Source organism: Enterobacter sp. Cy-643, assembly GCF_011752815.1.
Lineage (GTDB): Bacteria > Pseudomonadota > Gammaproteobacteria > Enterobacterales > Enterobacteriaceae > Cedecea.
Genome location: NZ_VWWV01000001.1, coordinates 1,106,476 through 1,132,853, shown reverse-complemented (window position 1 = coordinate 1,132,853; position 26,378 = coordinate 1,106,476). Strand labels below are relative to the sequence as shown.

General features: G+C 52.8%; 27 protein-coding genes and 1 other annotated feature. Of the genes, 7 read left to right on the top strand and 20 right to left on the bottom strand.

The annotated features are described in order from the left end of the window. Positions 1-3: 3 nt before the first annotated feature. From F3J29_RS05295 to osmB, 3 genes are all read left to right on the top strand, one after another. Positions 4-2,436, top strand: coding sequence for a formate C-acetyltransferase/glycerol dehydratase family glycyl radical enzyme (locus tag F3J29_RS05295; RefSeq protein ID WP_166863593.1), 2,433 nt, complete (start codon positions 4-6; stop codon positions 2,434-2,436). A 43-nt stretch (positions 2,437-2,479) separates the two neighbouring features. Then, positions 2,480-3,238, top strand: coding sequence for a DNA-binding transcriptional regulator YciT (yciT, locus tag F3J29_RS05290; RefSeq protein WP_166863591.1), 759 nt, complete (start codon positions 2,480-2,482; stop codon positions 3,236-3,238). Positions 3,239-3,494: 256 nt separating this feature from the next. Further along, positions 3,495-3,713: an osmotically-inducible lipoprotein OsmB gene (osmB, locus tag F3J29_RS05285; RefSeq protein ID WP_008461331.1), complete on the top strand. Its 219-nt coding sequence runs from the start codon at positions 3,495-3,497 to the stop codon at positions 3,711-3,713. A gap of 129 nt (positions 3,714-3,842) precedes the next feature. On the opposite strand, the gene yciH is transcribed toward osmB, so the two are convergent. The 5 genes from yciH to pgpB all read right to left on the bottom strand — a co-directional run bounded on the left by yciH (position 3,843) and on the right by pgpB (position 7,486). Further along, a complete protein-coding gene (gene yciH, locus F3J29_RS05280; protein ID WP_166863589.1) occupies positions 3,843-4,169 on the bottom strand; it encodes a stress response translation initiation inhibitor YciH in 327 nt (108 codons plus the stop codon). Then, positions 4,169-4,906, bottom strand: a complete 738-nt coding sequence (gene pyrF, locus F3J29_RS05275) for an orotidine-5'-phosphate decarboxylase (protein WP_166863587.1) — start codon at positions 4,904-4,906, stop codon at positions 4,169-4,171. The genes yciH and pyrF overlap by 1 nt, the downstream gene beginning before the upstream one ends. A 193-nt stretch (positions 4,907-5,099) precedes the next feature. Further along, positions 5,100-6,269, bottom strand: coding sequence for a lipopolysaccharide assembly protein LapB (gene lapB, locus F3J29_RS05270; RefSeq protein WP_166863585.1), 1,170 nt, complete (start codon positions 6,267-6,269; stop codon positions 5,100-5,102). A gap of 6 nt (positions 6,270-6,275) precedes the next feature. After that, complete coding sequence (locus F3J29_RS05265) at positions 6,276-6,581, bottom strand: LapA family protein (protein WP_166863583.1); 306 nt, start codon at positions 6,579-6,581, stop codon at positions 6,276-6,278. 149 nt (positions 6,582-6,730) lie between these two features. Continuing rightward, positions 6,731-7,486, bottom strand: coding sequence for a phosphatidylglycerophosphatase B (pgpB, locus tag F3J29_RS05260; RefSeq protein ID WP_166863581.1), 756 nt, complete (start codon positions 7,484-7,486; stop codon positions 6,731-6,733). A gap of 206 nt (positions 7,487-7,692) precedes the next feature. Between pgpB and ribA the strand changes: the two genes are divergently transcribed. Continuing rightward, the gene (gene ribA, locus F3J29_RS05255) at positions 7,693-8,283 is read left to right on the top strand and encodes a GTP cyclohydrolase II (protein ID WP_166863579.1); all 591 of its coding nucleotides are present in this window, start codon (positions 7,693-7,695) and stop codon (positions 8,281-8,283) included. Between the two features lie 49 nt (positions 8,284-8,332). On the opposite strand, the gene acnA is transcribed toward ribA, so the two are convergent. The 6 genes from acnA to topA all read right to left on the bottom strand — a co-directional run bounded on the left by acnA (position 8,333) and on the right by topA (position 15,908). Next, positions 8,333-11,008, bottom strand: coding sequence for an aconitate hydratase AcnA (gene acnA / locus F3J29_RS05250; RefSeq protein ID WP_166863577.1), 2,676 nt, complete (start codon positions 11,006-11,008; stop codon positions 8,333-8,335). 228 nt (positions 11,009-11,236) lie between these two features. After that, a complete protein-coding gene (gene ymiC / locus F3J29_RS22700; RefSeq protein WP_273969969.1) occupies positions 11,237-11,335 on the bottom strand; it encodes a small membrane protein YmiC in 99 nt (32 codons plus the stop codon). A gap of 157 nt (positions 11,336-11,492) precedes the next feature. Further along, a complete protein-coding gene (locus tag F3J29_RS05245; protein ID WP_166863575.1) occupies positions 11,493-11,663 on the bottom strand; it encodes a YciX family protein in 171 nt (56 codons plus the stop codon). A 2-nt stretch (positions 11,664-11,665) separates the two neighbouring features. Continuing rightward, entirely contained in the window at positions 11,666-11,824 is a 159-nt protein-coding gene (locus F3J29_RS05240; RefSeq protein WP_500784344.1) for a YmiA family putative membrane protein, read from the bottom strand. A 313-nt stretch (positions 11,825-12,137) separates the two neighbouring features. Then, complete coding sequence (gene cysB / locus F3J29_RS05235) at positions 12,138-13,112, bottom strand: HTH-type transcriptional regulator CysB (RefSeq protein ID WP_166863573.1); 975 nt, start codon at positions 13,110-13,112, stop codon at positions 12,138-12,140. 198 nt (positions 13,113-13,310) lie between these two features. Continuing rightward, positions 13,311-15,908, bottom strand: a complete 2,598-nt coding sequence (topA, locus tag F3J29_RS05230; RefSeq protein WP_166863571.1) for a type I DNA topoisomerase — start codon at positions 15,906-15,908, stop codon at positions 13,311-13,313. A 400-nt stretch (positions 15,909-16,308) separates the two neighbouring features. Between topA and F3J29_RS05225 the strand changes: the two genes are divergently transcribed. Further along, a complete protein-coding gene (locus F3J29_RS05225; RefSeq protein ID WP_166863569.1) occupies positions 16,309-16,560 on the top strand; it encodes a YciN family protein in 252 nt (83 codons plus the stop codon). A 52-nt stretch (positions 16,561-16,612) separates the two neighbouring features. Here the strand turns inward: F3J29_RS05225 and sohB are convergent, their stop codons facing one another. Next, complete coding sequence (sohB, locus tag F3J29_RS05220; RefSeq protein ID WP_166863567.1) at positions 16,613-17,662, bottom strand: protease SohB; 1,050 nt, start codon at positions 17,660-17,662, stop codon at positions 16,613-16,615. A 256-nt stretch (positions 17,663-17,918) separates the two neighbouring features. On the opposite strand from sohB, the gene F3J29_RS05215 reads away from it, so the two are divergent. Continuing rightward, positions 17,919-18,680: a YciK family oxidoreductase gene (locus F3J29_RS05215; RefSeq protein WP_166863565.1), complete on the top strand. Its 762-nt coding sequence runs from the start codon at positions 17,919-17,921 to the stop codon at positions 18,678-18,680. Next, on the top strand, positions 18,677-19,267 hold the full coding sequence (gene cobO / locus F3J29_RS05210) for a cob(I)yrinic acid a,c-diamide adenosyltransferase (protein WP_166863563.1): 591 nt from the start codon (positions 18,677-18,679) through the stop codon (positions 19,265-19,267). Before F3J29_RS05215 ends, cobO begins: the two co-directional genes overlap by 4 nt. Positions 19,268-19,456: 189 nt before the next feature. Here cobO and rluB read toward each other — a convergent pair whose 3' ends face one another. The 8 genes from rluB to rnm form a co-directional block, all read right to left on the bottom strand. Beyond that, positions 19,457-20,344 carry a 23S rRNA pseudouridine(2605) synthase RluB gene (rluB, locus tag F3J29_RS05205; RefSeq protein ID WP_166863560.1) on the bottom strand — a complete coding sequence of 296 codons (888 nt, stop codon included), beginning with the start codon at positions 20,342-20,344 and terminating at the stop codon, positions 19,457-19,459. Positions 20,345-20,474: 130 nt separating this feature from the next. Then, positions 20,475-21,140, bottom strand: coding sequence for an amino acid ABC transporter permease (locus F3J29_RS05200; RefSeq protein WP_166863558.1), 666 nt, complete (start codon positions 21,138-21,140; stop codon positions 20,475-20,477). Beyond that, positions 21,133-21,864, bottom strand: a complete 732-nt coding sequence (locus F3J29_RS05195) for an amino acid ABC transporter ATP-binding protein (protein WP_166863556.1) — start codon at positions 21,862-21,864, stop codon at positions 21,133-21,135. Before F3J29_RS05195 ends, F3J29_RS05200 begins: the two co-directional genes overlap by 8 nt. Positions 21,865-21,878: 14 nt before the next feature. After that, entirely contained in the window at positions 21,879-22,526 is a 648-nt protein-coding gene (locus F3J29_RS05190) for an amino acid ABC transporter permease (protein WP_166863554.1), read from the bottom strand. A 3-nt stretch (positions 22,527-22,529) separates the two neighbouring features. Further along, on the bottom strand, positions 22,530-23,294 hold the full coding sequence (locus F3J29_RS05185) for a transporter substrate-binding domain-containing protein (RefSeq protein WP_166863552.1): 765 nt from the start codon (positions 23,292-23,294) through the stop codon (positions 22,530-22,532). Positions 23,295-23,810: 516 nt separating this feature from the next. Beyond that, positions 23,811-24,599 carry a MerR family transcriptional regulator gene (locus F3J29_RS05180; protein WP_286175158.1) on the bottom strand — a complete coding sequence of 263 codons (789 nt, stop codon included), beginning with the start codon at positions 24,597-24,599 and terminating at the stop codon, positions 23,811-23,813. Between the two features lie 10 nt (positions 24,600-24,609). Beyond that, the gene (locus F3J29_RS05175) at positions 24,610-25,230 is read right to left on the bottom strand and encodes an L-threonylcarbamoyladenylate synthase (protein ID WP_166863550.1); all 621 of its coding nucleotides are present in this window, start codon (positions 25,228-25,230) and stop codon (positions 24,610-24,612) included. Beyond that, positions 25,227-26,126, bottom strand: a complete 900-nt coding sequence (gene rnm / locus F3J29_RS05170) for an RNase RNM (protein WP_502706554.1) — start codon at positions 26,124-26,126, stop codon at positions 25,227-25,229. The genes F3J29_RS05175 and rnm overlap by 4 nt, the downstream gene beginning before the upstream one ends. A 138-nt stretch (positions 26,127-26,264) precedes the next feature. Then, positions 26,265-26,362, top strand: a sequence feature (Trp leader region). Positions 26,363-26,378: the final 16 nt, after the last annotated feature.

Sequence of the window (26,378 nt, the reverse complement as noted above, 5' to 3'; positions counted from 1 at the left end):
ATCATGACCGAACTGAACCTGAACTTTCTCAGCCCACGTATACAAGCGCACAAAGCGGCGCTGATACATATCGTTAAGCCGCCGGTCTGCACCGAGCGTGCCCGCCACTACACTGCCGTATACCAGCAGCATCAGGATAAACCGCTGCCGGTTCGCCGCGCGATGGCGCTGGCCCATCATCTGGCGGAGAGAACCATCTGGATCAAACACGACGAGCTGATCGTCGGGAATCAGGCCAGCCATGTCCGCGGGGCGCCGTTCTTCCCGGAATATACCGTGGGCTGGATTGAGAGTGAAATCGACGAGCTTGGTGACCGTCCTGGCGCCGGGTTTTCAATTTCCGACGAGGACAAAGCCGTCATGCATGAAATTTGTCCCTGGTGGCGCGGGCAAACGGTGCAGGATCGCTGCTATGGCATGTTTACCGACGAACAAAAGGCGCTGCTGGCGACCGGGATCATAAAAGCAGAAGGCAATATGACTTCAGGTGACGCTCACCTGGCGGTTAATTTCCCGCTTCTGCTCGAGCTGGGTATTCGTGGTCTGCGCGAGAAAGTCGCCGAGCGACGCGGGCGTTTGCAGCTTACCGACTGGGACGACCTGCACAAAGAGCAGTTCCTGAAGGCCATTGATAAAACTTTTGCGGCCCTCAGCGACCATATCCAGCGCTACGCGGCGCTGGCGAAGAAAATGGCGGAAGAAGAGCCACGCGCAACCCGACGGGACGAGCTGTTGGCGATCGCTGAAAACTGCGAACATATCGCCAGTCATCCGCCCGTTACCTTCTGGCAGGCTTTGCAGCTCAGCTATTTCGTTCAGCTTGTGCTGCAAATTGAATCCAACGGGCATTCCGTTTCCTTTGGCCGACTCGATCAGTACCTTTATCCGTGGTACCGCCGGGACGTGGAATTACAGCAAACCACCAGCCGGGAACAGGCCATTGAGCTGCTGCAAAGCTGCTGGCTGAAGCTGCTTGAGGTGAATAAAATTCGCTCCGGTTCGCATTCAAAAGCCTCCGCCGGCAGCCCGCTTTACCAAAACGTCACCATCGGTGGACAAACGCTGGTGCACGGCGTCGCGGTGGATGCCGTGAACCCGCTCTCCTGGGCCATTCTTGAATCCTGCGGTCGTCTGCGCTCAACGCAGCCTAACCTTAGCGTTCGCTATCACGCCGGGATGAGCAGCGACTTCCTCGATGCCTGCGTGCAGGTGATTCGCTGCGGATTCGGCATGCCGGCGTTTAACAATGATGAAATTGTTATCGAGGAATTCATTAAGCTTGGCGTCAGCCGGGAAGATGCCTATGACTATGCGGCTATCGGCTGCATTGAAACCGCCGTCGGCGGAAAATGGGGCTACCGCTGCACCGGCATGAGCTTCATCAACTTTGCCCGCGTGATGCTGGCAAGCCTTGAACATGGCCGGGATGCCACCAGTGGGAACATTTTCCTCCCGCAGCAAAAGGCGCTGTCTGAAGGCAATTTCACTTCGTTTGATGACGTGCTGGAAGCCTGGGACCAGCAAATTCGCTATTACACGCAAAAATCGATCGAGATCGAATGCGTGGTGGATACCGTATTAGAAGAAAACGCACACGATATCCTTTGTTCAGCGCTGGTGGATGATTGCATTGAACGAGGCAAAAGCATTAAGCAAGGGGGCGCGAAATACGACTGGGTTTCAGGGCTTCAGGTCGGGATTGCCAATCTTGGGAATAGCCTTTCTGCCGTGCGAAAACTGGTTTTTGAACAGGGTATCATTGGGCAACAGCAGCTGGCGGATGCTCTGGCCAACGACTTTGCCGGGCTGAGCGGCGAGCAACTTCGCCAGCGATTAATTAACGGCGCGCCAAAATACGGCAACGATGATGACGAAGTCGATATGCTGCTCGCTCGCGCCTACCAGACCTACATCGATGAACTTAAGCGCTACCACAACACGCGCTTTGGCCGCGGCCCCGTTGGCGGGACATACTACGCGGGAACCTCTTCTATCTCTGCAAACGTTCCGTTCGGCGCAGCCACAATGGCAACACCCGATGGCCGGAAAGCACATACCCCTTTGGCAGAAGGAGCCAGTCCCGCGTCCGGGACCGATCATCTGGGTCCAACGGCGGTCATCAGTTCCGTGGGCAAGCTGCCGACCAGTAAAATTCTCGGCGGTGTTTTATTGAACCAAAAACTGAACCCTTCAACGTTAGATAACCCACGCGATCGTGAAAAATTAATGTTTATGCTGCGTACCTTCTTCGAATCGCACAAGGGCTGGCACGTTCAGTACAACATTGTCTCCCGTGAAACACTGCTTGAAGCCAAACAAAATCCTGATAAATATCGAGATTTAGTGGTAAGGGTTGCAGGATACTCGGCCTTCTTTACGGCCTTATCTCCTGACGCACAGGATGATATTATAGCCCGCACGGAACATACTCTTTGACGAGAAGGCGGTGGTTAATCCCACCGCCTGACTACTGGCTGACATGAACTCAAGACAACAAATTATTCTGCAGATGGTTATCGATCAGGGCCGGGTTAGCGTCGCCTCTCTGGCGAAAACAACCGGCGTTTCAGAAGTCACCATCCGCCAGGATTTAAACCTGCTGGAAAAAAATAATTATCTTCGCCGCACGCATGGTTTTGCCGTGCCGCTGGATAGCGATGACGTTGAAACTCGCATGATGAACAACTACACCCTCAAGCTACAGCTTGCGCAATATGCCGCTTCGCTGGTGAATGATGGTGAAACCGTGTTTATCGAAAATGGCAGCAGCAACGCGCTTCTTGCCCGCACGCTGGCGGAACAGAAAAAAGTCACGCTGATCACCGTCAGCAGCTATATCGCTCATTTGCTGAAAGACACGGATTGTGAAGTGATTCTGGTCGGCGGGATTTATCAGAAGAAAAGTGAAAGCATGGTCGGGCCGCTTACCCGCCAGTTTATCCAGCAGCTGCATTTCAGTAAGGCTTTTATCGGCATTGACGGCTTCTTGCCGGAAACCGGCTTTACCGGGCGCGATATGCTGCGTACCGATGTGGTGAATTCTGTGCTGGAGAAAGGCAGTGAGGCCATCGTGCTGACGGACAGCAGTAAGTTTGGCAACGTGCATCCGTATACTTTAGGCCCGATTTCACGTTTCAATCGCGTTATCACCGATGCAGCACTTGGCCAGGAGACGCTGGAGCAACTGAAAGCCGCCCATCTGCAGGTGGACATCGTTGACCCCTACGCCGCCGTCTAAGCCCCTGTTGCCCGCGCGAGCGGGCTTTTTCTCTCTCAGAATATTCCCACGCTGGAATTAAGAGTTTTTACCTGTGTTAATCATCGAGAAAAATTAGAATAGAATTTAGCGATATAACAGGGAGTAATAAGCGCACCTGCCCTTTTCTAAGTTTATATCGCGACATCGTTTCACGAACTGCCCGGTAAAGTGGTGAATTCTTACTATACTTAACTGAGACTGGCTTCCGTGAATCAATTATTCTGGAGAAAGTATGATGACCTTAAATAACAAAAAAGTGGCCGCTGCAATGCTGGCTATTACCCTCGCAATGTCCCTGAGTGCTTGTTCTAACTGGTCTAAGCGTGACCGCAACACGGCAATCGGCGCAGGTGCCGGTGCGCTGGGTGGCGCAGTCCTGACCGACGGCAGCACGCTGGGTACGCTTGGCGGTGCGGCAGTAGGCGGTATTATCGGTCACCAGGTGGGTAAATAAGGCAGGACGCCAGCAAAAGCTAACTTGCTTTGACGAATTCATTACGTGTTAATTTTCAGGTCTGACTAACAGCATTAAAAATAAAAGGCCACGGTATTGCCGTGGCCCAATAATTAATTTTATTCCGAGTTACCCGCCCGCGAGTTTCACTTTCATGCCTTTAGCTTCCAGCAATGATTTTATCAAATCGCGCTTATCGCCCTGGATTTCAATCACGCCGTCTTTGACCGCGCCACCGCAGCCACATTTCTTTTTCAGCTCCGCAGCAATGGCTGCCAGCGTCGCATCGTCGGCATCAATACCAGAAATCAGGCATACGCCCTTCCCTTTGCGGCCGCTGGTCTGCTTTTGAATGCGCACAATGCCGTCGCCTTTTGGGCGCTGGACTTCAGCCTTCGGCTCATCAATACGCCCGGTTTCTGTGGAATAGACCAGTCGACTGTTATTGTCTTTCATTATGCCCCCTGCACCAGCGAGGCGCGGATATCACGTAAAGTCTGCGCGGGATCGCCTGATTGGGTGATCGGACGCCCAATGACCATAAAGTCTACGCCCGCTTGCTGAGCCTGCTGTGGTGTCATGATTCGGCGCTGATCGCCGGCATCGCTACCGAGGGGACGAATGCCCGGTGTAATAAGCTTGAATTCTCGGCCTAAGGCCGCCTTAAAGCGTACCGATTCCTGCGCAGAGCACACTACACCGTCCAGGCCACACTCTTTGGTCAGCGTCGCCAGACGCTCGGCATAATCTGCCGGGCTGGCGGTAATGCCCAGATCGGCCAGGTCGCTGGCTTCCATGCTGGTCAAAACGGTAACGGCAATCAGCAACGGTGCATCTTTCCCAAAAGGGACAAGCGCTTCTTTTGCCGCACGCATCATACGGGCACCGCCCGTAGCATGAACGTTGACCATCCACACGCCCATTTCTGCCGCAGCAGCTACGGCCCGCGCGGTGGTGTTTGGAATATCGTGGAATTTCAGATCGAGGAACACGTCAAAACCGCGCTGTTGCAAATCGCCCACCAGCTGCGGGCCAAACAGGGTAAACATCTCCTTCCCTACTTTCAGGCGGCAGTCGCGCGGGTCTATACGGTCGACAAAGGCCAGGGCGTTATCGCGATTATCATAATCAAGTGCAACGACTATCGGCGATTCGGTGACAACACGGGAGGAGGATGACGCAGTTGAATTCATGGCAAAACCTTCTGACTGTTGGGCACCAGCGCGGCGCAAAAAAGTTAAACGGCAGCATTCTACTCGCCAGCCAGGTAAATTTACAGCCGCGATTGGCCTCTGCCAGGCGAAAGTTGCACGATGCTGAAGCTGGGGACGATGCAATATTTAATAGTATGTTGTAACTAAAATCTGAGCTTTTAAAAAAAGCGGGCTACTGACCGTCCAGCCCGCGGATCGGTTTTACCGTTGACCAGGCGCGGCAGGATGGACAATGCCAGTACATGGTATACGCGGTAAAGCCGCATTTTTGACAGCGATAGCGGGGCTTGGTGCGGATTTGCTCGCCAACCATATCCCTCAGTACCATCAGGCTCTCTTTCGCTCGCCCTTCTTCCGCCTCATGAAGGTGGTAATCCATTAGACGATGGAATACCCGCATTGTTGGGTGGCGTTGCAGCTGACGGTTGATATACATCTGGGCCGTTTCAGCGCCCTCGCGCTGCTCCAGAATACTCGCCAGCATAAGCTCTGCCACCGCCCCGCTGTTTTCTTCCACGCAGCGCTTGAGGAAAGTTTCCCACTCGTCAGGTTTGCCTAGCTGCTGATAGCACACCTGCAGCATCTCCAGCGTTTCGCTGACCAGTTCACTGTCCTGCTCAATCACGCGTTTTAACGAGTCTACCGCTTTGGCATACTCGCCTTTTTCCATGAAAATGCGCCCCATCATGATGGAGACTCTGGCGCAATTTTTATCTGCAGCCGCCCCTTTTTTCAGCAGGGACATCGCCTTGTCCGTGTCGTCATTGCCAATGTTTTGTAGCGCAAGTTCACAGTAGAAATGCGCGATTTCCACACGCTGTTTGTCTTTGCCGAGCTTAACCAGGCGTTCGGCCACGTCGATGGCTTTCTGCCAGTCGCTTGTTGCCTGGTGAATTTGTAACAGTTGCTGCAGCGCGCTGATGCGGAAGTCGGTTTCGTCGATAAGCTGGCTGAACATATCTTCGGCGCGGTCATAAAGGCCGGCGGCCATGTAGTCTTTGCCTAGTTGCTGAACGGCAAGCAGCCGCTGGTCGTAGTTCAGCGACGCACTTTCCATAAGCGACTGGTGGATACGGATGGCCCGGTCAACTTCACCACGCTGGCGGAAAAGATTCCCTAACGTGAGGTGCGCTTCGACGGTGCCTGTGTCTTCTTTAAGCATATCGAGGAACAGGTCAACCGCTTTGTCCTGCTGGTTAGCCAACAGGAAGTTAACCCCGGCGACATAGTCACGAGAAAGGCGGCTGGCCTCCTGCTGTTTGTCTTGCAGCGCACTTCTGCGCCCCATGTACCAACCATAAGCGGCTGCAACGGGTAACAGCAGAAACAGCAGTTCCAACATAAAAGATTATTCCTTCACGGCCGGCACGGCGGGTGCCGAAACATCAGTAGTGGGGCTTACCTGCTGCTCAAGACGTTTAATTTTTCGCTCAGCACGGGCCAGGGAAACACGGACGCGCAGCCAGAACAGACCGCAAATCAGCCATCCAATAATAAACCCTGCCGCAAACAGCGTCGCCAGCAAAGTAGACACGCGGTACTCGCCTTGTGCCAGCAGATAATTAAAGTTTACGACCTGATCGTTTTGCGCCCCTAAAGTGATAGAAACCACAAAGATGGCAAGCACAACTAAGAAAATGAGTAAATATTTCACATGACATCCCGTTATGTGGTCACAGCTGGCTTAGCTATGCCAAAAATGAGTCCCGGAGGTATAAACTACCATTTCAGGCGAAACCGGGGAATCCATTAACCACTCCCAATGCATAAGAAATGGGGGTTAAAACACTATTCTCAACCTTTTTAACGCCGTTCGGCTATTTCCTGGTCTTCTTCTGCCGGTGGAGTCAGCGGCCCACACCAACGCTGTGCAAGCCAGGTCGCCAGAGTAACCAACAAGCCAGAGATAATCGTGGCCACAACCAAATCGCGTGGCCAGTGCATGCCCAGCAGCAGTCGACTTCCCATTACGCCGGTAGCCCATAACAACAATATCACCAGCGTCAACGTCCGCCTGCGCGGCCAAAGCAATCCTACGCCCAGCAGCGCCCAGCTGGCAGCAAACATAGTATGGCCTGAAGGAAAGGCGAAACCGGTTTCGAACTGCCAGTGTTTGCGTAACCAGCCGGGAATCTCCGCTTGCCCTTCCAGCTGTGCTTTAACCAGTTCCGCACGCTGAGTACGCTTTAAAGTGTAGAACTCGTCGGTTGGGATATGGTGAGTTTTTTCCAGCCATACGACAAAAGGTCGGGGTTCCTGCACTTTATTCTTGATAACGGACTTAATGCCCTGACCTATAAGGATAGCGGCAGCGAGGATAGCAAATAACATTAGCGCAGGCTTTAGGCGATAACGCAGGCACCACAGAAACCAGACGCAAAGCACGATATGCGTAATGACACCCCAGGGTTGCGTTACGGTCTCAGTGACCCAATAAAGCATTTTTAACACGCTTTCATTGCCCCCTGGGGCCCATTGCCAGCCGCTGAACCAGACGATTAACGGCATAATTAACAGAAGCATGGTGCCTGTGGTAATGCGTTTTGCTATTGCCTGCATGAAAACCTCATGATAATGAAAGCCTTTAAAGAATAACCGAAAAATGCCTGAAAGGGTTAAACCGCGTGGCCGCCATTGGCAAAAATGGCTTTTTAAACTGCCAATGAAGCGAACGTCCGCGCGTTATGGCAAAATATCTGGCATTAACGTACAGGCCAGACCTCTGGCAGACACCTGGGTGTCAAAATAAGTACCTGGAGAATCACATGCAGCTTAAACGTGTGGCAGAAGCCAAACTGCCAACCCCCTGGGGCGATTTCCTGATGGTGGGTTTTGAAGAAGTGGCAACGGGGCAGGATCATGTTGCTCTGGTTTTCGGTGATATTAGCGGTGAAGTCCCCGTGCTCGCGCGCGTTCACTCCGAATGTCTGACCGGTGACGCGTTGTTCAGCCTGCGCTGTGACTGCGGTTTCCAGCTTGAGGCAGCGTTAACCCATATTGCTGAACAAGGCCGTGGCGTGCTGCTTTACCATCGCCAGGAAGGCCGTAATATCGGGCTGCTGAATAAAATCCGCGCCTATGCGCTGCAGGACAAAGGCTACGATACGGTAGAAGCTAACCATCAGCTCGGTTTTGCCGCCGACGAACGTGACTTTACGCTGTGTGCCGACATGTTCAAGCTGCTGGGCGTTGATGCCGTGCGTTTACTCACCAATAACCCGAAAAAAGTCGAAATTTTGACTGAAGCCGGGATCAATATTGTTGAGCGCGTACCGCTCATCGTTGGACGCAACCCTAAAAATGCGCATTACCTCGACACCAAAGCAGCCAAAATGGGCCATCTGCTGTCGGAGTAAAGGTGCTCACTTCATAAAAAAAGCCCCTTTTCAGGGGCTTTTTCGTTTCTTACTTCAGCATATTCCTGATCACATAATGCAGGATGCCGTCGTGACGGAAATAGGTCAGCTCATTGCCGGTATCAATACGGCAGCGGCAGTCAATCACCTGTTTACGCCCGTCGGCAAAGGTCAGCGTGACGGGGACGCTGGCGCCGGGCTTCAGCTGGTTTAACCCGCTGATATCCAGCTTTTCCTCCCCCGTGAGCCCCAGCGTTTTTCGCGTGACGCCCTGAGGGAACTCCAGGGGTAAAATGCCCATGCCGATAAGATTCGAGCGGTGAATTCGCTCGAACGATTCGGCAATGACCACCCTCACCCCAAGCAAACGAGGGCCTTTGGCCGCCCAGTCGCGGCTTGAGCCGGAGCCATACTCTTTCCCGGCGATCACCGCCAGCGGGGTTCCCCGCTCTTTGTAACGCATTGCGGCGTCATAAATAGACAGGACTTCTTCACCTGGCAGTAACCGCGTCATGCCGCCTTCAACGCCCGGCACCATCTCGTTGCGAATACGAATGTTGGCAAACGTCCCGCGCATCATGACTTCATGGTTACCTCGACGCGAACCGTAGGAGTTAAAGTCCCTGCGCTCTACGCCGTGTCCCTGCAGGTAGCGCCCTGCAGGGCTATCAGGTTTAATGCTTCCCGCCGGGGAAATATGGTCGGTAGTGACAGAATCCCCCAGCATCGCCAGCACGTTAGCCCCGTGAATATCTTCCACTGGTTTGGGTTCAGCGCCCATCTCATCAAAGAACGGCGACAGTCGGATATAGGTTGAGTCATCCTGCCAGCCGTAGGTGGCCGACCGCGCAACTTCAATGCTGCGCCACTCTTCGGTACCTTCAAACACTGCGGCATATTCTTTGTGGAACATCTCGGTAGTCACCTGCGAGACAGCGGCAGCAATTTCCTGGCTACCCGGCCAGATATCTTTCAGGTAAACATCAGCGCCATTTTTATCCTGCCCCAACGGCTCTTTAGTCAGGTCGATGTTCATGTTCCCAGCCAGCGCATAGGCAACGACAAGCGGCGGTGAGGCCAGCCAGTTAGTTTTCACCAGCGGGTGGATGCGCCCTTCGAAGTTGCGGTTGCCGGAAAGCACCGCGCCCACGGTCAGATCGCCTTTTTTAATCGCCTGCTCGATAGGATCCGGCAGCGGGCCAGAGTTACCGATACAGGTAGTACATCCGTAACCCACCAGGTTAAAGCCCAGCTCATCAAGGTATGGCGTTAGCCTGGCTTTCGCCAGATAATCCGAGACCACCTTAGACCCAGGTGCGAGCGAGGCCTTCACCCACGGCTGCGGCTTCAGCCCTAAACTCACGGCTTTTTTAGCCAACAATCCTGCCGCCATCAGCACGCTTGGGTTTGACGTATTGGTACAGGAGGTGATGGCGGCAATCACTACTGCACCATCCGGCAATTGATGCTCTTCGCCCGCCAGCGTGTAGTTGACCGGGTGACGATCTTTGTGGGAGGCGTTGACTTCAAGCTCGTTGCTGGCGGCAAAGGCTTTTGGCACTCCGCCGAGCGGGACACGATCCTGCGGGCGTTTTGGCCCAGCCAGGCTTGCCTCAACGTCATTCATGTTCAAAGAAAGCGTGCTGGTAAACACCGGTTCATCCCCGGCATTGCGCCACATGCCCTGTGCCTTAGCGTAGGCTTCCACCAGGGCTACCTGCTCTTCGCTACGCCCGCTGAGGCGCATATACTCCAGGGTTACGCCGTCAATCGGAAAGAAACCGCAGGTCGCACCGTATTCAGGGGACATATTGGCAATAGTGGCGCGGTCAGCGAGCGGCAGCGAGTCGAGGCCATCGCCATAAAACTCAACAAATTTACCGACTACGCCGTGTTTACGCAGCATCTGGGTGACGGTCAGCACAAGGTCAGTCGCGGTGATACCTTCGCGCAGTTTGCCCTCAAGCTTAAAGCCGACCACATCAGGGATCAGCATGGATACCGGCTGGCCGAGCATCGCCGCTTCAGCTTCAATGCCGCCCACGCCCCAGCCCAGTACTCCAAGACCGTTAATCATCGTGGTGTGCGAATCCGTACCTACCAGAGTATCAGGGTAAGCGACAAGCTCGCCGTCCTGTTCTTCACTCCAGACGGCTTTCCCCAGGTACTCAAGGTTGACCTGGTGGCAAATGCCGGTCCCCGGCGGCACGACGCTGAAGCGGCTAAACGCCTGCTGCCCCCAGCGTAAAAAAACATAGCGCTCGTGGTTGCGCTCCATTTCAAGACGAACGTTCTCCTCGAAGGCATCCTTGTCGCCGAAATGGTCTACGGTCACGGAGTGGTCAATCACCAGATCGACCGGTGAAAGCGGGTTAACTTTGGCGACATCACCGCCGAGACGCTTCACTGCTTCACGCATCGCGGCAAGATCGACCACCGCCGGAACGCCCGTAAAGTCCTGCATCAGTACCCGGGCTGGACGATAGGCAATTTCGCGATCGGCGTGCGCCTGTTTCAGCCAGCCGGCCAGGGCGTGAATATCTTCGCGGGTGACGGAGTCCTCGTCCTGCCAACGCAGCAAGTTCTCCAGTAAAACTTTTAGCGATTTGGGTAACCGGCTGATATCCCCCAGCTCTTTTGCGGCCAGCGGTAAACTGTAGTAGTGCCAGGTTTTATTTAGCGCCCGTAAAGTGTCCTTACTGGCTTCGCGTAGGGTTAACGACATAGCTCCTCCTTTATGACAGGGATAGCGAGTGCCCTGATTATTCGCAGGGTCACAATTAAAGATAACACAATCCTGCCGTAACGATTTGATAACAACCCAAATTGATAAATGAGGCGGAGGGAATAAACCGTGAATAAACAAACGCCCCAACGGAATGTCGGGGCGAGAGGCGAATCAGGAGGATTATTCGAAGCAGTAAGACAGCGGCGATCACCCACTCAACGAAGATTAATTCGCGAAGACACGCAACACTTCTACCCAAAACAAGGCAGACAGCGTGAAAGCACCGATCCATGACCAATATTTCACGGCATTGTGATTATTCATAGAGTTAACTCAATGTGACTATATGCAATAAGACTGCTTAATTAAGCAGTCACCAAAATGTATTGCTGTGTGTAATTATCAGTAAATGATTCGTTGCCCTGCAGTAAATAAAATAAATTCATTAGCAGCAGCAAAAATAAACGATTCAATAACGATTTTATTGTTTTTTGCTATCGTCTTCGGAAAACAAATCAATAAAGGCCTGCTGCTGTTTGGTCAGCGTCCAGCCTTCAGGTGGCGTGCTTTCCTCTTTCTTAACTTCTTTTCGTGGCTTGCCGCTGTTGCGGGCCACAACCTTAGGTGCAGACACCCTATCCCGAGTAGACATAGCTACCCCCAAAAATGCCAGGCAACCAGCGCCACAACCAGCCAGAACAAGGCTGAAACCAAAAACACCGCGATCCATGCCTTGCGTTTCAGGGCCGGATCCTGCTGCGGTTCCTCACTTCCTGATGACATTGCTAGCCTCATACAATCGACACCACTTATCGTAACATTCCAAACAATTGGTATAACTAATCGCCAGTTGGGATTAATCCTAAAGAAACTCTAGCTCAAAAGCCAGAAAAATTGCGCAATAAGCAGGAGAAAAGATTTAATCTTTTGACCTGAAATAAATAATCGAAACGCCAGATTTGCGCAACCAGGAATTATTTACTAGCTGTGTCTCTTAATTGCGACACAATAACCATTAACAGGATGTGGCTTATTTGAGGGGATGGGAATAGACGAAGAAATGCGTTTAATTCTTGTTTAATAATGACTCGGGTATCTCCGGATGCGCCGAAGATACCCTGGGGAATTATTTGGCCGGTAATTTTATATCTTTAAACATCGCTTCAATATCTTCGTTAGAGCGTAATGCTACGGCGGTATCCACCACGTCGCGGGTTAAATGTGGCGCAAAACGCTGAATAAAATCATACATATAACTGCGCAGGAAAGTGCTGCGGCGGAAACCTATTTTCGTGGTGCTGTGGCTAAATACGCCCTGGGCTTCGATACGAACCAGATCCGGGTCTGAAATCGGATCTACCGCCATGCTCGCAATAACCCCCACTCCGAGTCCTAAACGAACGTAGGTTTTAATTACATCGGCATCGGTGGCGGTAAAGACGATCCGCGGCGTTAATCCTGCGCGGTTGAACGCAGTGTCCAACTCAGAACGACCGGTAAAGCCAAAGGTGTAGGTAACCAGCGGATACTGAGCCAGCTCTTCGATGCTAACCGACGCTTTCGAAGCCAGGGGATGATCCGGCGTGACCACAATGGAGCGGTTCCAGTGGTAGCAAGGCAGCATCACCAGGTCGTCATAAAGATGAAGCGCTTCGGTGGCGATAGCAAAATCTGCATTGCCTTTAGAAACCGCCTCTGCAATCTGCGTCGGTGAGCCCTGGTGCATATGCAGTGAAACCCGGGGATAACGCTCAATAAAGCCTTTAATCACGCCTGGCAGCGCATAGCGGGCCTGAGTATGGGTGGTTGCTACATAGAGCGAGCCTTTATCGGGCCAGGTGTGTTCTCCGGCAACGGACTTGATGGCGTCAACTTTCGACAGCACTTCGCGAGCGATACGGATAATTTCCTGCCCCGCCGGCGTGACCTGGGTCAGGTGTTTCCCGCTCCGGGCAAATATTTGTATCCCCAGTTCGTCTTCCAGCATACGAACTTGCTTACTGATCCCCGGCTGAGAGGTATAAAGCCCTTCCGCCGTAGAGGAGACATTCAGATTATGGTTAACGACTTCAACGATATAACGCAGCTGCTGTAATTTCATAGCTTACCGTCCAGGGTCAAAGGCCCCGGCGCAATCGGCGGGGTTAAGACGCAGAAAAAACGAAAATTGACATTGCTTTACTCACTATATCAGTTATAGCTACTTTGTATAGATGGGATGAAAAGATAATAAACGAGTTATATAAAGCACCATAAAAAAACCGGAGACAGGCTCCGGTTTTCTCAGGTTCAGGCAGGATTACTTCTTGCCGACGACCCACTTGCCGTCAACGAAGAACGCCGACCAGCCGGTCGCTTTGCCGTCTTTATCCGAAGCCACGTACTGCTGCTTCGTTTTACGACTGAAGCGAACGAACGCTTTGTTCCCGTCAGGATCTTCCTGAGGGGCGTCGGCCAGGTAGCGTAACTTCTCCGGCAGGCGATCGCGGAAGCGATGTAGCTCTTCTACCAGCGGGGCGCGCGTTTCACGAGATTTCGGGAACGTGTTCGCCGCCAGGAAGACGCCAGCCGCACCGTCTCGCAGAACGAAATACGCGTCCGATTTCTCACACGGCAGTTCCGGCAGCGGGACCGGATCTTCCTTCGGTGGTGCCACTTCGCCGTTACGCAGGATCTTACGGGTGTTTTTACACTCATCGTTGGTACAGGCCATGTATTTGCCAAAACGCCCCATTCTCAGGTGCATTTCTGAGCCACATTTCTCGCACTCAACAATTGGGCCGTCATACCCCTTGATCCGGAACTCACCCTCTTCGATTTCGTAGCCGTCACAGGTCGGGTTATTACCACACACGTGCAGCTTGCGCTTCGGATCGATAAGGTAGCTGTCCATCGCCGTGCCACACTTCTGGCAGCGGCGCTTGGCGCGCAGCGCGTTGGTTTCCGCATCGTCACCTTCCAGCACGTTAAGAACTTCGTTCTCCGGCACCAGGTTGATGGTGGTTTTGCAGCGCTCTTTCGGCGGCAACGCATAGCCAGAACAGCCGAGGAATACCCCGGTGCTCGCGGTACGGATCCCCATTTTACGGCCGCAGGTTGGGCAGTCGATGCTGGTCAGAACCATCTGGTTCGGACGCATACCGCCTTCTTCCGGATCCTGCTCCGCTTTTTCAAGCTGGCCGCTAAAATCGGTGAAGAAGTTGTCCAGCACGCCTTTCCATTCGGCCTGGTTATTGGCCACCTGGTCAAGGCTGTCTTCCATTTGCGCCGTGAAATCGTAATTCATCAGCTCGCGGAAGTTTTCTTCCAGACGATCGGTAACGATTTCACCCATTTTTTCGGCGTAGAAACGGCGGTTCTCAACGCGCACGTAGCCACGATCCTGAATGGTTGAAATGATAGAAGCATAGGTGGATGGCCGGCCAATTCCGCGTTTTTCCAGCTCTTTCACCAGCGACGCTTCGCTGAAACGCGCGGGCGGTTTGGTAAAGTGCTGGGCAGGAAGCAGCTCAACCAGCGTCAGCTCCTCTCCCGGGTTCACCGGCGGTAAAGTACGGTCTTCATCGCCCTTGCGCAGCGCGGGCATCACTTTCGTCCAGCCATCAAAGCGCAGCGTGCGGCCACGCGCCTTCAGGCGGTACTCACCGGCTTCCACCGTCAGCGTGGTGGAGTCGTATTTCGCCGGCGTCATCTGGCAGGCGACGAACTGGCGCCAGATCAGCTGATAAAGCTTCTGGGCATCCGCCTCCATATCCTTTAACGCTTCCGCCTGCACGGACACATCAGAAGGACGAATCGCTTCGTGCGCTTCCTGAGAGTTATCCTTGCTGGCGTATTGGTTAGCATCCGCTGGCAGATATTTCTTGCCGAAGTTTTCTTCGATGTAGCCGCGTACCATGCTCACCGCATCCTGACTCAGGTTGGTGGAGTCAGTACGCATGTAGGTAATGTGGCCCGCTTCATAAAGACGCTGCGCCATCATCATGGTTTTCTTCACGCCGAAACCAAGACGGGTGCTGGCAGCCTGCTGCAGCGTGGAAGTGATGAACGGCGCCCCAGGTTTGCTGCTGGTTGGCTTGTCTTCACGATCCAACACGGTGTAACGCGCTTTTTCAAGCAGGCTTACAGCCGCCATGGTCTGCTCGCGGTTAACCGGACGGAAAGGTTTGTCTTTATGATGACTTACCTGCACCGGCAACGCATCGCCCTTCGGCGTAGACAGATTGGCGTCGATTTCCCAGTACTCTTCCGGCACGAAAGCTTTAATTTCGCGCTCACGTTCCACCACAAGGCGAACCGCTACGGACTGAACGCGCCCGGCAGACAAACCGCGCGCAATCTTTTTCCACAGCAGCGGAGACACCATGTAGCCCACGACGCGGTCCATAAAGCGACGCGCCTGCTGGGCGTTCACACGGTCAATATTCAGTTCACCCGGCTTTTCAAACGCCTGACGAATCGCATTCTTAGTAATTTCGTTAAACACCACGCGGCTGTAGCGAGTGTCGTCGCCCCCGATAACTTCCCGCAGGTGCCAGGCAATGGCTTCCCCTTCGCGGTCAAGGTCGGTTGCGAGATAGATGTGGTCTGCTTTTTCTGCCAGTGATTTCAGCTCGGAGACCACTTTCTCCTTGCCCGGCAGCACTTCGTAATGAGCATCCCAGTTATGCCAGGGATCGACACCCATACGGTTGACGAGCGCTCCGCGTTCATCCTTTTTGACCTTTTTGGTCCCTTTGGCGGCGGCAGAGTCAGCGCTCTTCTTGGTGGTTGATCCACTGGTCGGCAAATCACGGATGTGACCCACGCTGGACTTCACCACGTAGTCATTACCGAGATATTTGTTGATCGTTTTGGCTTTTGCCGGGGACTCAACGATAACGAGAGCTTTACCCATTTTCACCTTTACCTATTTAATTCTTCCAGGAATACGTCGCAAATTTTCACCTTCCACTGGCGACGCGCTTTTTTATATTGCGGCAGCGTAGAAGGAGATCAACTCTTTTTTTCAATAACCTGCAATACCCTCGGCTCACTTATCGGGTATCGAAGGCCAAAAGTCGCAAGCAAGTGGCATAGCACGACGGAAGTTTGGTCGAATGTCAAGCAATTCTGTTGCCAGATTTGCGAAAGCGTCACACTCTACCTGATAAAATATGTTACGCAACTTTATTAGCATGCAATACCGGATCCCGCCAGCACGGTTAACTTTTTTAAGGCCACAGGGTTTACAGGGAAAATTTGCCCTTTTCCCTCAAGCGGACGTAAACTAGCGCCAGTTTTTTAAGGAGAACATCATGCAAGAGACAACTCAGCCTATTGACCGCGAATCCCTCCTCGCAGAGGCGAACAAAATCATTCGTGAACATGAGGATTTCCTGCACGGAATGGAAGCCACCGGCGTGGAACAAAAAAACGGCGTGCTGGTCTTTAGTGGCGAATACTTCCTGGACGAGCAAGGCCTGCCGACGCCGAAGAGCACGGCGGTGTTTAATATGTTTAAACACCTGGCCCACGTTCTGTCAGAGAAGTATTCGCTGCAGGGCTAAACAAAAAGCGAGGCTTAAACGCCTCGCTTTTTTGTTCCAGAAAAGAATGACTTCACAGCAGCGGTTTTTCACCACGCTGCCACCAGCGTAAGAGCAGACGATCTAAGCTGTTCGCCGCGCTACCGGTAAAGCGATCCATCACTTTTTTACGCTGCAGATAACGTACATTAATAGCGTCAAACTCTTTCATCATGCCGAGCAGCAGATCGTCGCTGGTCGCCACGTCATCCACCAGTCCTTTTTCTTTCGCCTGGGTACCGTACCAGTGCTCGCCCGTAGCCACTGATTCAATATCAAGGCCCGGACGCATGCTGCTGACAAACTGCTTGAACAGGTGATGCGTTTCGTTGAGATCTTCCCTGAACTTCTCACGCCCCTGTTCGGTGTTTTCACCCAGCAGGGTTAGCGTACGCTTGTACTGCCCCGCGGTGTGTAGCTCCACGTCGATATCATTACGTTTGAGCAGGCGATGGAAGTTAGGGATTTGCGCGACAACGCCAATCGAGCCGATGATGGAGAATGGCGCGGCCACAATACGCTGGGCCACACACGCCATCATATACCCGCCGCTGGCCGCCACTTTATCCACCGCAATGGTTAAAGGCACTGCTTTGTCCCGCAAGCGCTGGAGCTGTGATGCCGCCAGCCCGTAGCCATGAACCACGCCGCCAGGGCTTTCCAGGCGTAGCAAAACTTCATCCTTGGGTTTCACCACCGATAACACGGCGGTAATTTCTTCGCGGAGCGAGCTGACTTCGTGGGCATCCATGCTGCCTTTAAAATCGAGGACGTAAAGCGTCGGCTTACCCGAGCTGGCCTTTTCACCACGTTTGGCCCGCGCTTTGGCCTGCTTTGCTTCGAACTTAAGTTTTTTCTTTTCTTCTTTAAGCCACAGTTTCTGCTGATGCGGGTCGAGCATAGCGACCTGCATCTCCTGCTGAACATCCTGATACTGCTCGCTGAGATTCGTCAGCCTTAGTTCGCCCCGACCCTGTTTCTTACGTTGCGCAACGTTCACCAGAATAAGGGCAACGGCACCTATTGCCGCCACGATAGTCACCGCTTTAGCCAAAAAAAGTCCATAGTCAGCAATCAGATCCACATTTACCGCCTTTATCACCAAGCATTGTTAATCTCTGCAGTGTACCCGAGCGGGCACACGTTCGTCTGTAAGTAACTATAAAGGCAGCCAGAGCGCTCCCTTAAAAGTTTTAACACGGGGAAATATTTGCAAAATGTTAATCCTTAGCATTGTCTCCGGCTGACTGATTGAAATACTCCCGTCTTTAAGGCATAAAGCCAGGTAACTTAACGAGAAATAAGACGTGAGCATATTGCATCACGCGAGGAGTAAAACCGTGCACTATCAGCCACAAGATAACTTACTGCAAAACCGCATTATTTTAGTCACCGGTGCCAGCGATGGCATCGGCCACGTCGCCGCACTCACCTATGCCAGATTTGGTGCTTCGGTGATTTTGCTGGGGCGCAATGAGCAAAAACTCCGCGCCGTCGCCGGTGAGATCCAGTCTCACGGTTTGCTCCCCGCGCACTGGTTCACGCTTGACCTGGCTACCACCACGTCGGCAGAGTGCCATACGCTGGCCAGCAAAATAGCCACGCTGGTTCCTCGCCTGGATGGCGTCCTGCATAATGCCGGTATTCTTGGCGATGTCGTGCCGATGGATAAGCAGGATCCTGATACCTGGCAGGCCGTCATGCAGGTGAACGTCAATGCGACCTTTTTCCTGACCCAGGCTTTGCTTCCTTTATTACTTAAATCCGAATCCGGCTCTCTGGTGTTTACCACCTCGAGCGTTGGTCGCCAGGGCCGCGCTGGCTGGGGCGCTTATGCCGCGTCGAAGTTTGCGACGGAAGGCATGATGCAGGTGCTGGCGGAAGAGTATAAGCAACACAATCTGCGGGTGAACTGCATTAACCCAGGCGGCACCCGCACCGCCATGCGCGCCAGCGCCTTCCCGACGGAAGATCCGGCCAAACTGAAAACGCCCCGGGATTTAATGCCGCTGTACCTCTGGCTGATGGGCGACGACAGCCGTCGTAAGACCGGCATGAGTTTCGATGCCCAGCCTAACCGTAAACCCGGGATTTCAGAATGAGTGAGGACAGATATCAGCAGCGGCAGCAGCGCCAGAAAGAAAAGGTTGATGCGCGCATTGCAGAAGCCCGGCAAGAGCGCGGGATCCTGATAGTTTTCACCGGCAACGGGAAAGGTAAAACGACCGCCGCATTCGGCACAGCCACGCGCGCCGTAGGCCACGGCCAAAAAGTCGGGGTCATTCAGTTTATCAAGGGCCAGTGGCCGAATGGCGAACGCAATCTGCTGGAGCCGCATGGGGTTGAGTTTCAGGTGATGGCCACCGGCTTTACCTGGGAAACGCAAAACCGGGAGACGGACACCGCCGCCTGCCTTGCGGTGTGGGAGCACGGTAAACGCATGCTGGCGGATGCCACGCTGGATATGGTGATCCTCGACGAACTCACCTACATGGTGGCCTATCATTATTTGCCGCTGGAAGACGTCTTAAGCGCGCTGGCTAACCGGCCAGTGAATCAAACCGTCATTATTACCGGCCGCGGGTGCCACCGCGACATTCTGGAGATGGCCGACACGGTCAGCGAAATTCGCCCGGTTAAGCATGCCTTTGACGCTGGGGTAAAGGCGCAAATTGGGATTGATTACTAATAAAAAACCCCTCATAAGAGGGGTTCCGGACGGCGACAAAATCTTTGATAACCAAAGAAATACAGACCGCACATTAAAAAAAAGGAAAATCAATTTGTTGATTTTCGGCTGATAGTCACAAAGAGGGAAAAACCACGCTTTTTCCCTCTTTGTCAGCAATTTTAAACCCCTCATAAGAGGGGCTTAAGTTTAGCTGCCGCTGCCGTTATTACGGCTGCTGCCGGCGCGGCGGTTGCCGCCGGTCACCTGGGTGTGGCGCTTCACGGCACGGCGGATCTGGTTCGCTTTCATGCGGCGACGATCTTTTTCTACCGCCACTTTACTGCTGGTTTCTTCCGGCAGCTCCACCAGCGTACGCAGGTAGTTTGTCTGCGCCAGGTCAAGCTCGGTATAGCCCCCGCGCGGCAGGCCTTTTGGCAATTTAATATCACCATAGCGCACGCGAATAAGGCGGCTCACCTGGACTCCGACGGCTTCCCACAGGCGGCGAACCTCGCGGTTACGGCCTTCGGTCAGCGTCACGTTGTACCACTGGTTAATGCCTTCACCGCCGGTGAACTTGATGGTTTTGAAAGCCGCCAGACCATCTTCAAGCTGCACACCGCGGGAGAGTTGCCTCACCTTGTCGTCATCCACCTGGCCAAACACGCGCACGGAGTATTCACGCTCCACTTCACGGCTTGGGTGCATCAGGCGGTTTGCCAGTTCCCCGTCGGTGGTAAACAGCAGTAAACCGCAGGTATTCACGTCCAGACGCCCAACGGCAATCCAGCGTGCTCCGCGCAGTTTTGGCAAACGGTCGAATACGGTTGGGCGTCCTTCCGGGTCGCTGCGGGTACACAGCTCGCCTTCCGGCTTGTAATAGGCCAGCACGCGACAGATTTGTTCCGCAGATTCGCGAATTGAGATCAAATGACCATCAATACGAATTTTCAACGCTGGAGTAATTTCAACGCGGTCGCCCAGCGTGGCGATTTTGCCATCAACGCTTACGCGGCCTGCAGAGATAATGGTTTCGATCTCACGACGGGAACCATGGCCAGCGCGAGCCAGCACTTTTTGTAACTTTTCGCTCATTGAGCTTCCTCGGGTGTCGCCTTCACAGGCGTCGATGGAAAGAATATATTTTTCAATTACTTAATTAATTGAAGTGTCAGGCATTATACATGACTTTTGCAACCATGTAACCCGCTAATCACCGTCTGTTTCAGGCCGTTTGCAGGCGCTTTTCAACCCGTTTTGAAAGCATATAAATAACCGTCGCCATGACCACGTAAAAGAGCGCCGTCAGAGAATAGGTTTTAAAAAATTCAAAATTCCCGGCAGCCAGTTCCTGCATGCGGGCAAACAGTTCGGGATACTGCACCAAAAAGGCCAGCGAACTGTCTTTCAGATTGTAGATGACCTGATTGGTCAGCGCCGGAATCGATGTACGTAAAACCTGAGGCAGTATGATCCAGAGGTAGATTTGCGCCGGGCTAAAACCTTGCGCGGCGGCGGCTTCTATCTGCGTTTTGTCCATCCCATTGTAGGCCGTAAGCAGATAAGCGGCATTGTAGGCGGCAATATTCAGCGTAAATCCCAGCAGGGTGACTTCAAATGGCGTCAGCCGGATAGCCAGCTGCGGGAGTCCGTAATACAGAATGTAGATAATGCAGATCAGCGGCGTGCCGATGAAAAAAGATTTGTAGCGCTCAACGAAACGCGCCACCTTTGGGCGGCGGCTAAGGCTAAAGTAAAAAACGACGATACCCAGAAGAAAACCTGTTAGTGACATTGCAACGGTTAATCCTATCGTGGCGCCAATCCCCCGTAAAATGAGCGGCCACTGATCTAAAAAATCATGGTAGAAACTGAGCAGATTGCTAGCCATGACTTGTGTTCCCAAAAAATTTTTCCACCTGTGGCAGGCCACATTTCGCCAGATATTCCACCGCCCCCTGAGCCTGAATCACGCCGCCGCTCATAAATATCACGTTCTTACTAATTTGCCCGGCAAAAGCAATATCGTGCGTGACGCAAACCGTCGTTACCTTACGGTGTGATAGCCGGTTAATCAGCTGAGCTACCTCCTGACTCATCAGCGGGTCCAGCGCGGAGGTAGGCTCATCGAGAATGATAATCTCGGGTTTCATCACCAGGCTTCGCGCCAAAGCGACACGCTGTTTTTGCCCGCCGGAAAGCTGAGCCGGAAACTTTTGCTCATGGGCAGACATATCAAAATAGGCCAGCTCCTCCCGCGCCATCGCATTCGCCTGCGCCCTGCTCTTCCCCTGAAGCTTTCTCAGCGCCAGAGTCAGATTATCGAGCACGCTAAGATGGCGGTATAAAGCAAAGCTCTGAAACACGAAGCCGATTTTGCTGCGCAGTCTCTGAGCGCTCCGTTGATCCTTCAGCAGATTTTCACTCTGGAAACAGATTTCTCCCGCGTCGGGCAGCTCAAGCAGGTTAAGGCAGCGAATTAATGTGGTTTTTCCGCAGCCGGATGGGCCCATGATGACCTGAGTGCAACCCGTCTCTATTTCCAGATTGATGCCGCTAAGCACAACGTTTTCACCGTAGCGCTTGCTGAGATTTTTTACCGTTAGTATCGACATCCCGCCCTCGTAGCTTATTCCACCGCATAGCGGTTCTTAATTTTCGTCAAAACAATCTGAAAAAACTTATAAATGAGGAAGTAAAGCACGCCCGCCAGCATGTAGATGCTCATGCCAAGCATGGTAGATGCGGTCAGTGCTTTTGCCTGCCCGAGGATCTCGGTGACGCCCACGGTGTAGGCAAAGGGCGTGTTTTTCAGGATCGCCGTCAGTTCATTCATCACGCCGGGGACGGAAAAACGCAGCATTTGCGGAAACTCAATAAAGCGTAAAATCTGCAGGGCACTAAAACCGCTGGCGCGTGCAGCCGCCATTTCCTGCTCATCCACCGCTAACAGAGCCCCCCGAAACACTTCGGACAGATAAGCGCCCCCGATTAAGCCCAGGCTCAAATTCATTGCCGCAAGCGGAGGCACGCTAAAGCCGAACCCGGGCAGGCCGAAATAGATCAGGAAGAGCAGTACCAGGACCGGAATAGCGCGCAGAATAAACACCATAAGATCAAGGATCCGCCCCACGCGACTGCCGGTGAGCCGCCGCAGCGCGGCGACTCCCAGCCCCGAAATAAAAGCCGTTGCAAAACAGGACAGTGTGATAACAAAGGTGTCCCCCACGCCATGCAGCAGCAGGCCCGTAATATCGAAGAGCTCTTTAGCCAGCATGGGTTATGATTTCAGCCATTTATCCATAATGGCGGCCAGCTTTTTCGGGCCTAATTGTTTCAGATAAGCGTTGAAGTCGTCGCGAACCGGAGAGCCCTGCTGGAACGCAAAGCCGAGATGATCCACCCCTTTGAAGGAGTAACTGATAGCCAGCGGCATTTTTTGATGGAAGCGATAGTTGTCGTACACCGGCTCTTCGATAAAGGCCAGATCCAGGTTTCCGTTTTTAAGATCGGTCACCGCTTCGTTGTAGGACGGGTAGAGCTTAACATCGGCAACGTTGTAGAAGCCCTTCGGTTCCAGGTCGCTTTTAATCAAATCGGTATACGCCATACCGCGCGGGTAGCCAATACTGTATTTTTTGAGCTGTGCCAGGTCGGTTATTTTCAACTTTTTAGATGCCAGGCTAACAAGGTTGAACGAGTTTTCGTAATAGGAGTCAGAGAAATCCATCACTTTTTTACGCTTATCGGTGATGGAAATGCCGGAGAACGCGACGTCAGCCTGTTTGCTGGCTACGGCACCTAACATGCCGTCCCAGTCATACTCTTTGGTTTCAATTTTGCAGCCGCGAGCCTTGCAATAATCATTGAAAATCTCGAGATCAACGCCCTGTAGCTTCCCGCTCTGGTCTTTAAATAGCATCGGCGGTGAATTAGGTGAAATAGCCACAATCAGCGTTTTACCTTTCACCGGATCGGCGGCGTAAGCCCCTGATGCGGTAATGGCTAATAAAGAGATCAATACCGCTTTTTTGATATTTTTCATATTAATCCTATAGCGTAAAATTAAATGGTTTAAGGTGTATAAATATTCACTTCGGACTTAGCGCTGGGGATGCTACGTAGACGGTAAATTATCGTCAATATGGATAAATTTCTTGCATTGCCGCACCCGGCATTATTAAAAACCAAAGAATTTTGGCAAGTTAGATTTAAATATTGAAGAAAATAAGAACAACAATATCCAATAAGAAATGAGAGCGTGATCCTTGCTCAATTCTGCTAAAAAGTTTCAACATTACTTCGAATGTAACTGTTTATTAACTAAATGATTTTACAGAGCATTGTAAAATGTTAAGCAGGGTATTAATAGCGCAGTAAATTAATTATGAAACCGCTCCCATCAATAAATATTATTATATTTATTGATGGTTTTTTATTATGACGTCAGCAGCTAATTAGCTTATCGACATTAAGGTTATCGCATTGTTTTGACTACTTATGAAGCTTCAGCGCATAAAAAAGAGGCCAGAGGCCTCTTTTTAGTTATCACCGTCAGGGATTAATTCGTAGGTATGCCAGAAAACGATAACCGGGCGTTTTTTCGCTCAATATTCGCGGGCACTCCGGCAAGGAATACCGGCCGCCCTTCGCTTTGCCAAAGATCGTATGCCGTCCGCTGGCTGGCGGTCAGCGTTTTATCAGACCAGATCATGATATGGTCGGCGTCAATGCGGCTGAGATCCGGGCAGGGAATGCCGCGATCCAGAACCTCCACGCAAAAACCGTCGCTGGCAAAACGGATCCCTTCCAGCCAAAGCTCGACGGGATCTTTTAGCGAAAGCGCCAGAATAAACAGACTGCCGCCGGGCCGCTTGCGCCCACTGGCCAGAACAAACGTGGCATATTCAATCAGCGCCGTATCGAGCAGCGCGCGGCTCATCGCCATTTCCTGCTGCACATCGGCGTGGAGCCACAGTCTCAGCGGACGGATAACTTCATCAATGAAAATAACCGGCGGCACCTCGCGGCCATAGCGCCAGATAAGCGCCCTCAACTTCGCCGGCTGCATCGCCTCACACTGCGCCAGCAGCGCTTCCTGAACATCGAGCCATCTGAAAGGCGGGGACATTTCCTCGCCTTTCAGCAGCGCCAGCATATCCGACAGAGCAACCCCTTTCTCAAGCCAGCCGACAATCGCGGCGACCTGCGAACAGTGGGTAAAATCAAAAAAACGGTGCCCGTTCTCATCCACCTGCGGCTTGATCAACCCATAACGCTGCCAGCTACGAATATTGGCGGGCGTCACGCCGCATTGAGAAGCAAGAACATCAATGTTAAATCGGGTCATAGCGATTTCCTTACAGGAAAGGTTTAACGTCCCCGACGCCCTCGCGCATGACAACCGGCGAGTCTTCGGTCAGATCGATAACCGTGGTGGGCTGCTGCCCCAGATAACCACCGTGGATAACCAGATCCACCACTTTCTCGAGGCGGTCTTTAATCTCTTCCGGATCGGACTCGGTAAACTCGCTGCCCGGCAACATCAGCGAGGTCGACAGCATCGGCTCATTCAGCACTTCTAGCAGCGCCAGCGCAATCGGGTTCGACGGCACGCGCAGGCCGATGGTTTTACGTTTTTCCTGCAGCAGACGGCGGGGAACGTCTTTGGTGCCCTTCAGAATAAAGGTGTAATTTCCCGGCGTGTTGTTTTTAATCAGGCGGAATGCCACGTTGTCGACGAAAGCGTAAGTCGACAGTTCCGACAGATCCCGACACATCAGGGTAAAGTTGTGGCCATCGGGGAGCTGACGAATACGACAAATGCGCTCCATGGCGCCCTTATCTTCAATCTTGCAGCCCAGCGCGTAGCCAGAATCGGTAGGATAAACAATGACCCCGCCTTTACGAATAATATCGACGGCCTGGTTAATCAGGCGCGGCTGTGGGTTATCCGGGTGGATATAAAAAAACTGACTCATACTGCCCTCTCTTTAGCGATGCGGCTCTGCTCCCAGTGCTGCCAGACGGGCTCAACGCCCGCCGGTAGCCACAGCTTACGGCCCAGTTCAATCCACGCGCAGGGCAGATGGAAATCAGATCCCTGTGACGCCAGCAGATTAAACTGCTTAGCGTAGCTCGCAAGCTGGGTACGTTCGTTGGGAGCCTGCTGGCACTGCGCAACTTCCATGGCATCGCCACCGTTTTCGGCAAAGTGCGCCAGCAGTCGTTTTAGCCATTTTGCGGTCAGGCCGTAGCGCCCTGGATGCGCCAGCACCGCCTGCCCGCCAGAATGATGAATCACATCAATAGCTTGTTCTATTGTACACCACTGGGGCGGAACGTATCCGGTTTTCCCCTTCGCCAGATATTTTTTGAAAACGTCGCCCATATTGCCGGCTTTTCCCTGCTCAACCAGAAAACGGGCGAAATGCCCGCGGGTAATAGCCCCGCTGCCGGCGTGACGCATTGCCCCTTCCAGCGCACCGGGAATACGCGCTTTATCCAGACGTTCAGCAATCATTACCGCGCGCTGGCTGCGGCGTTCACTTTGCTGTTCAAGAAAAAGCTTAAGCGCCGGGTGCTGTTCATCAATACCCAGGCCAACGATATGGATTTCGTGATTTTCCCAGACGGTGGAGATTTCAACGCCGCTAATTAACTGTAGCGGTAAATTCAGGCGCTGGATTTCAGCCCTTGCGGCAGGCAGACCAGCGACGGTGTCATGATCGGTAATGGCAAGTACCGTGACGCGCATATCTACCGCGCGATTAACCAAAGCTTCAGGAGACAACAGGCCGTCCGAGGCGGTAGTGTGGCTGTGTAAATCGTGGATCGTGGCCAGGGTGGGCTCGCTCAAAATGGCTCCAGAATGGATAAACAGAAATTTAGCGGCCCATGATAGCGATATTCGGCTATTTTAAAAAATCAGTATTGACAACAAAGCCGCGAACCAGTTTACTAGTACGCAAGTTCACATAACGAGGTGTCTGAAATGAAAGCGATGAATTCCCTGCACGGTTGGTGGCGTACTCCCTGAACTCGGGCGGTGCGATCGCGTACGCTGTTTAACAGCACAGATACCAGGCCCGCCAACGATGCGGGCTTTTTTTTGAACAAAATTTGAGAA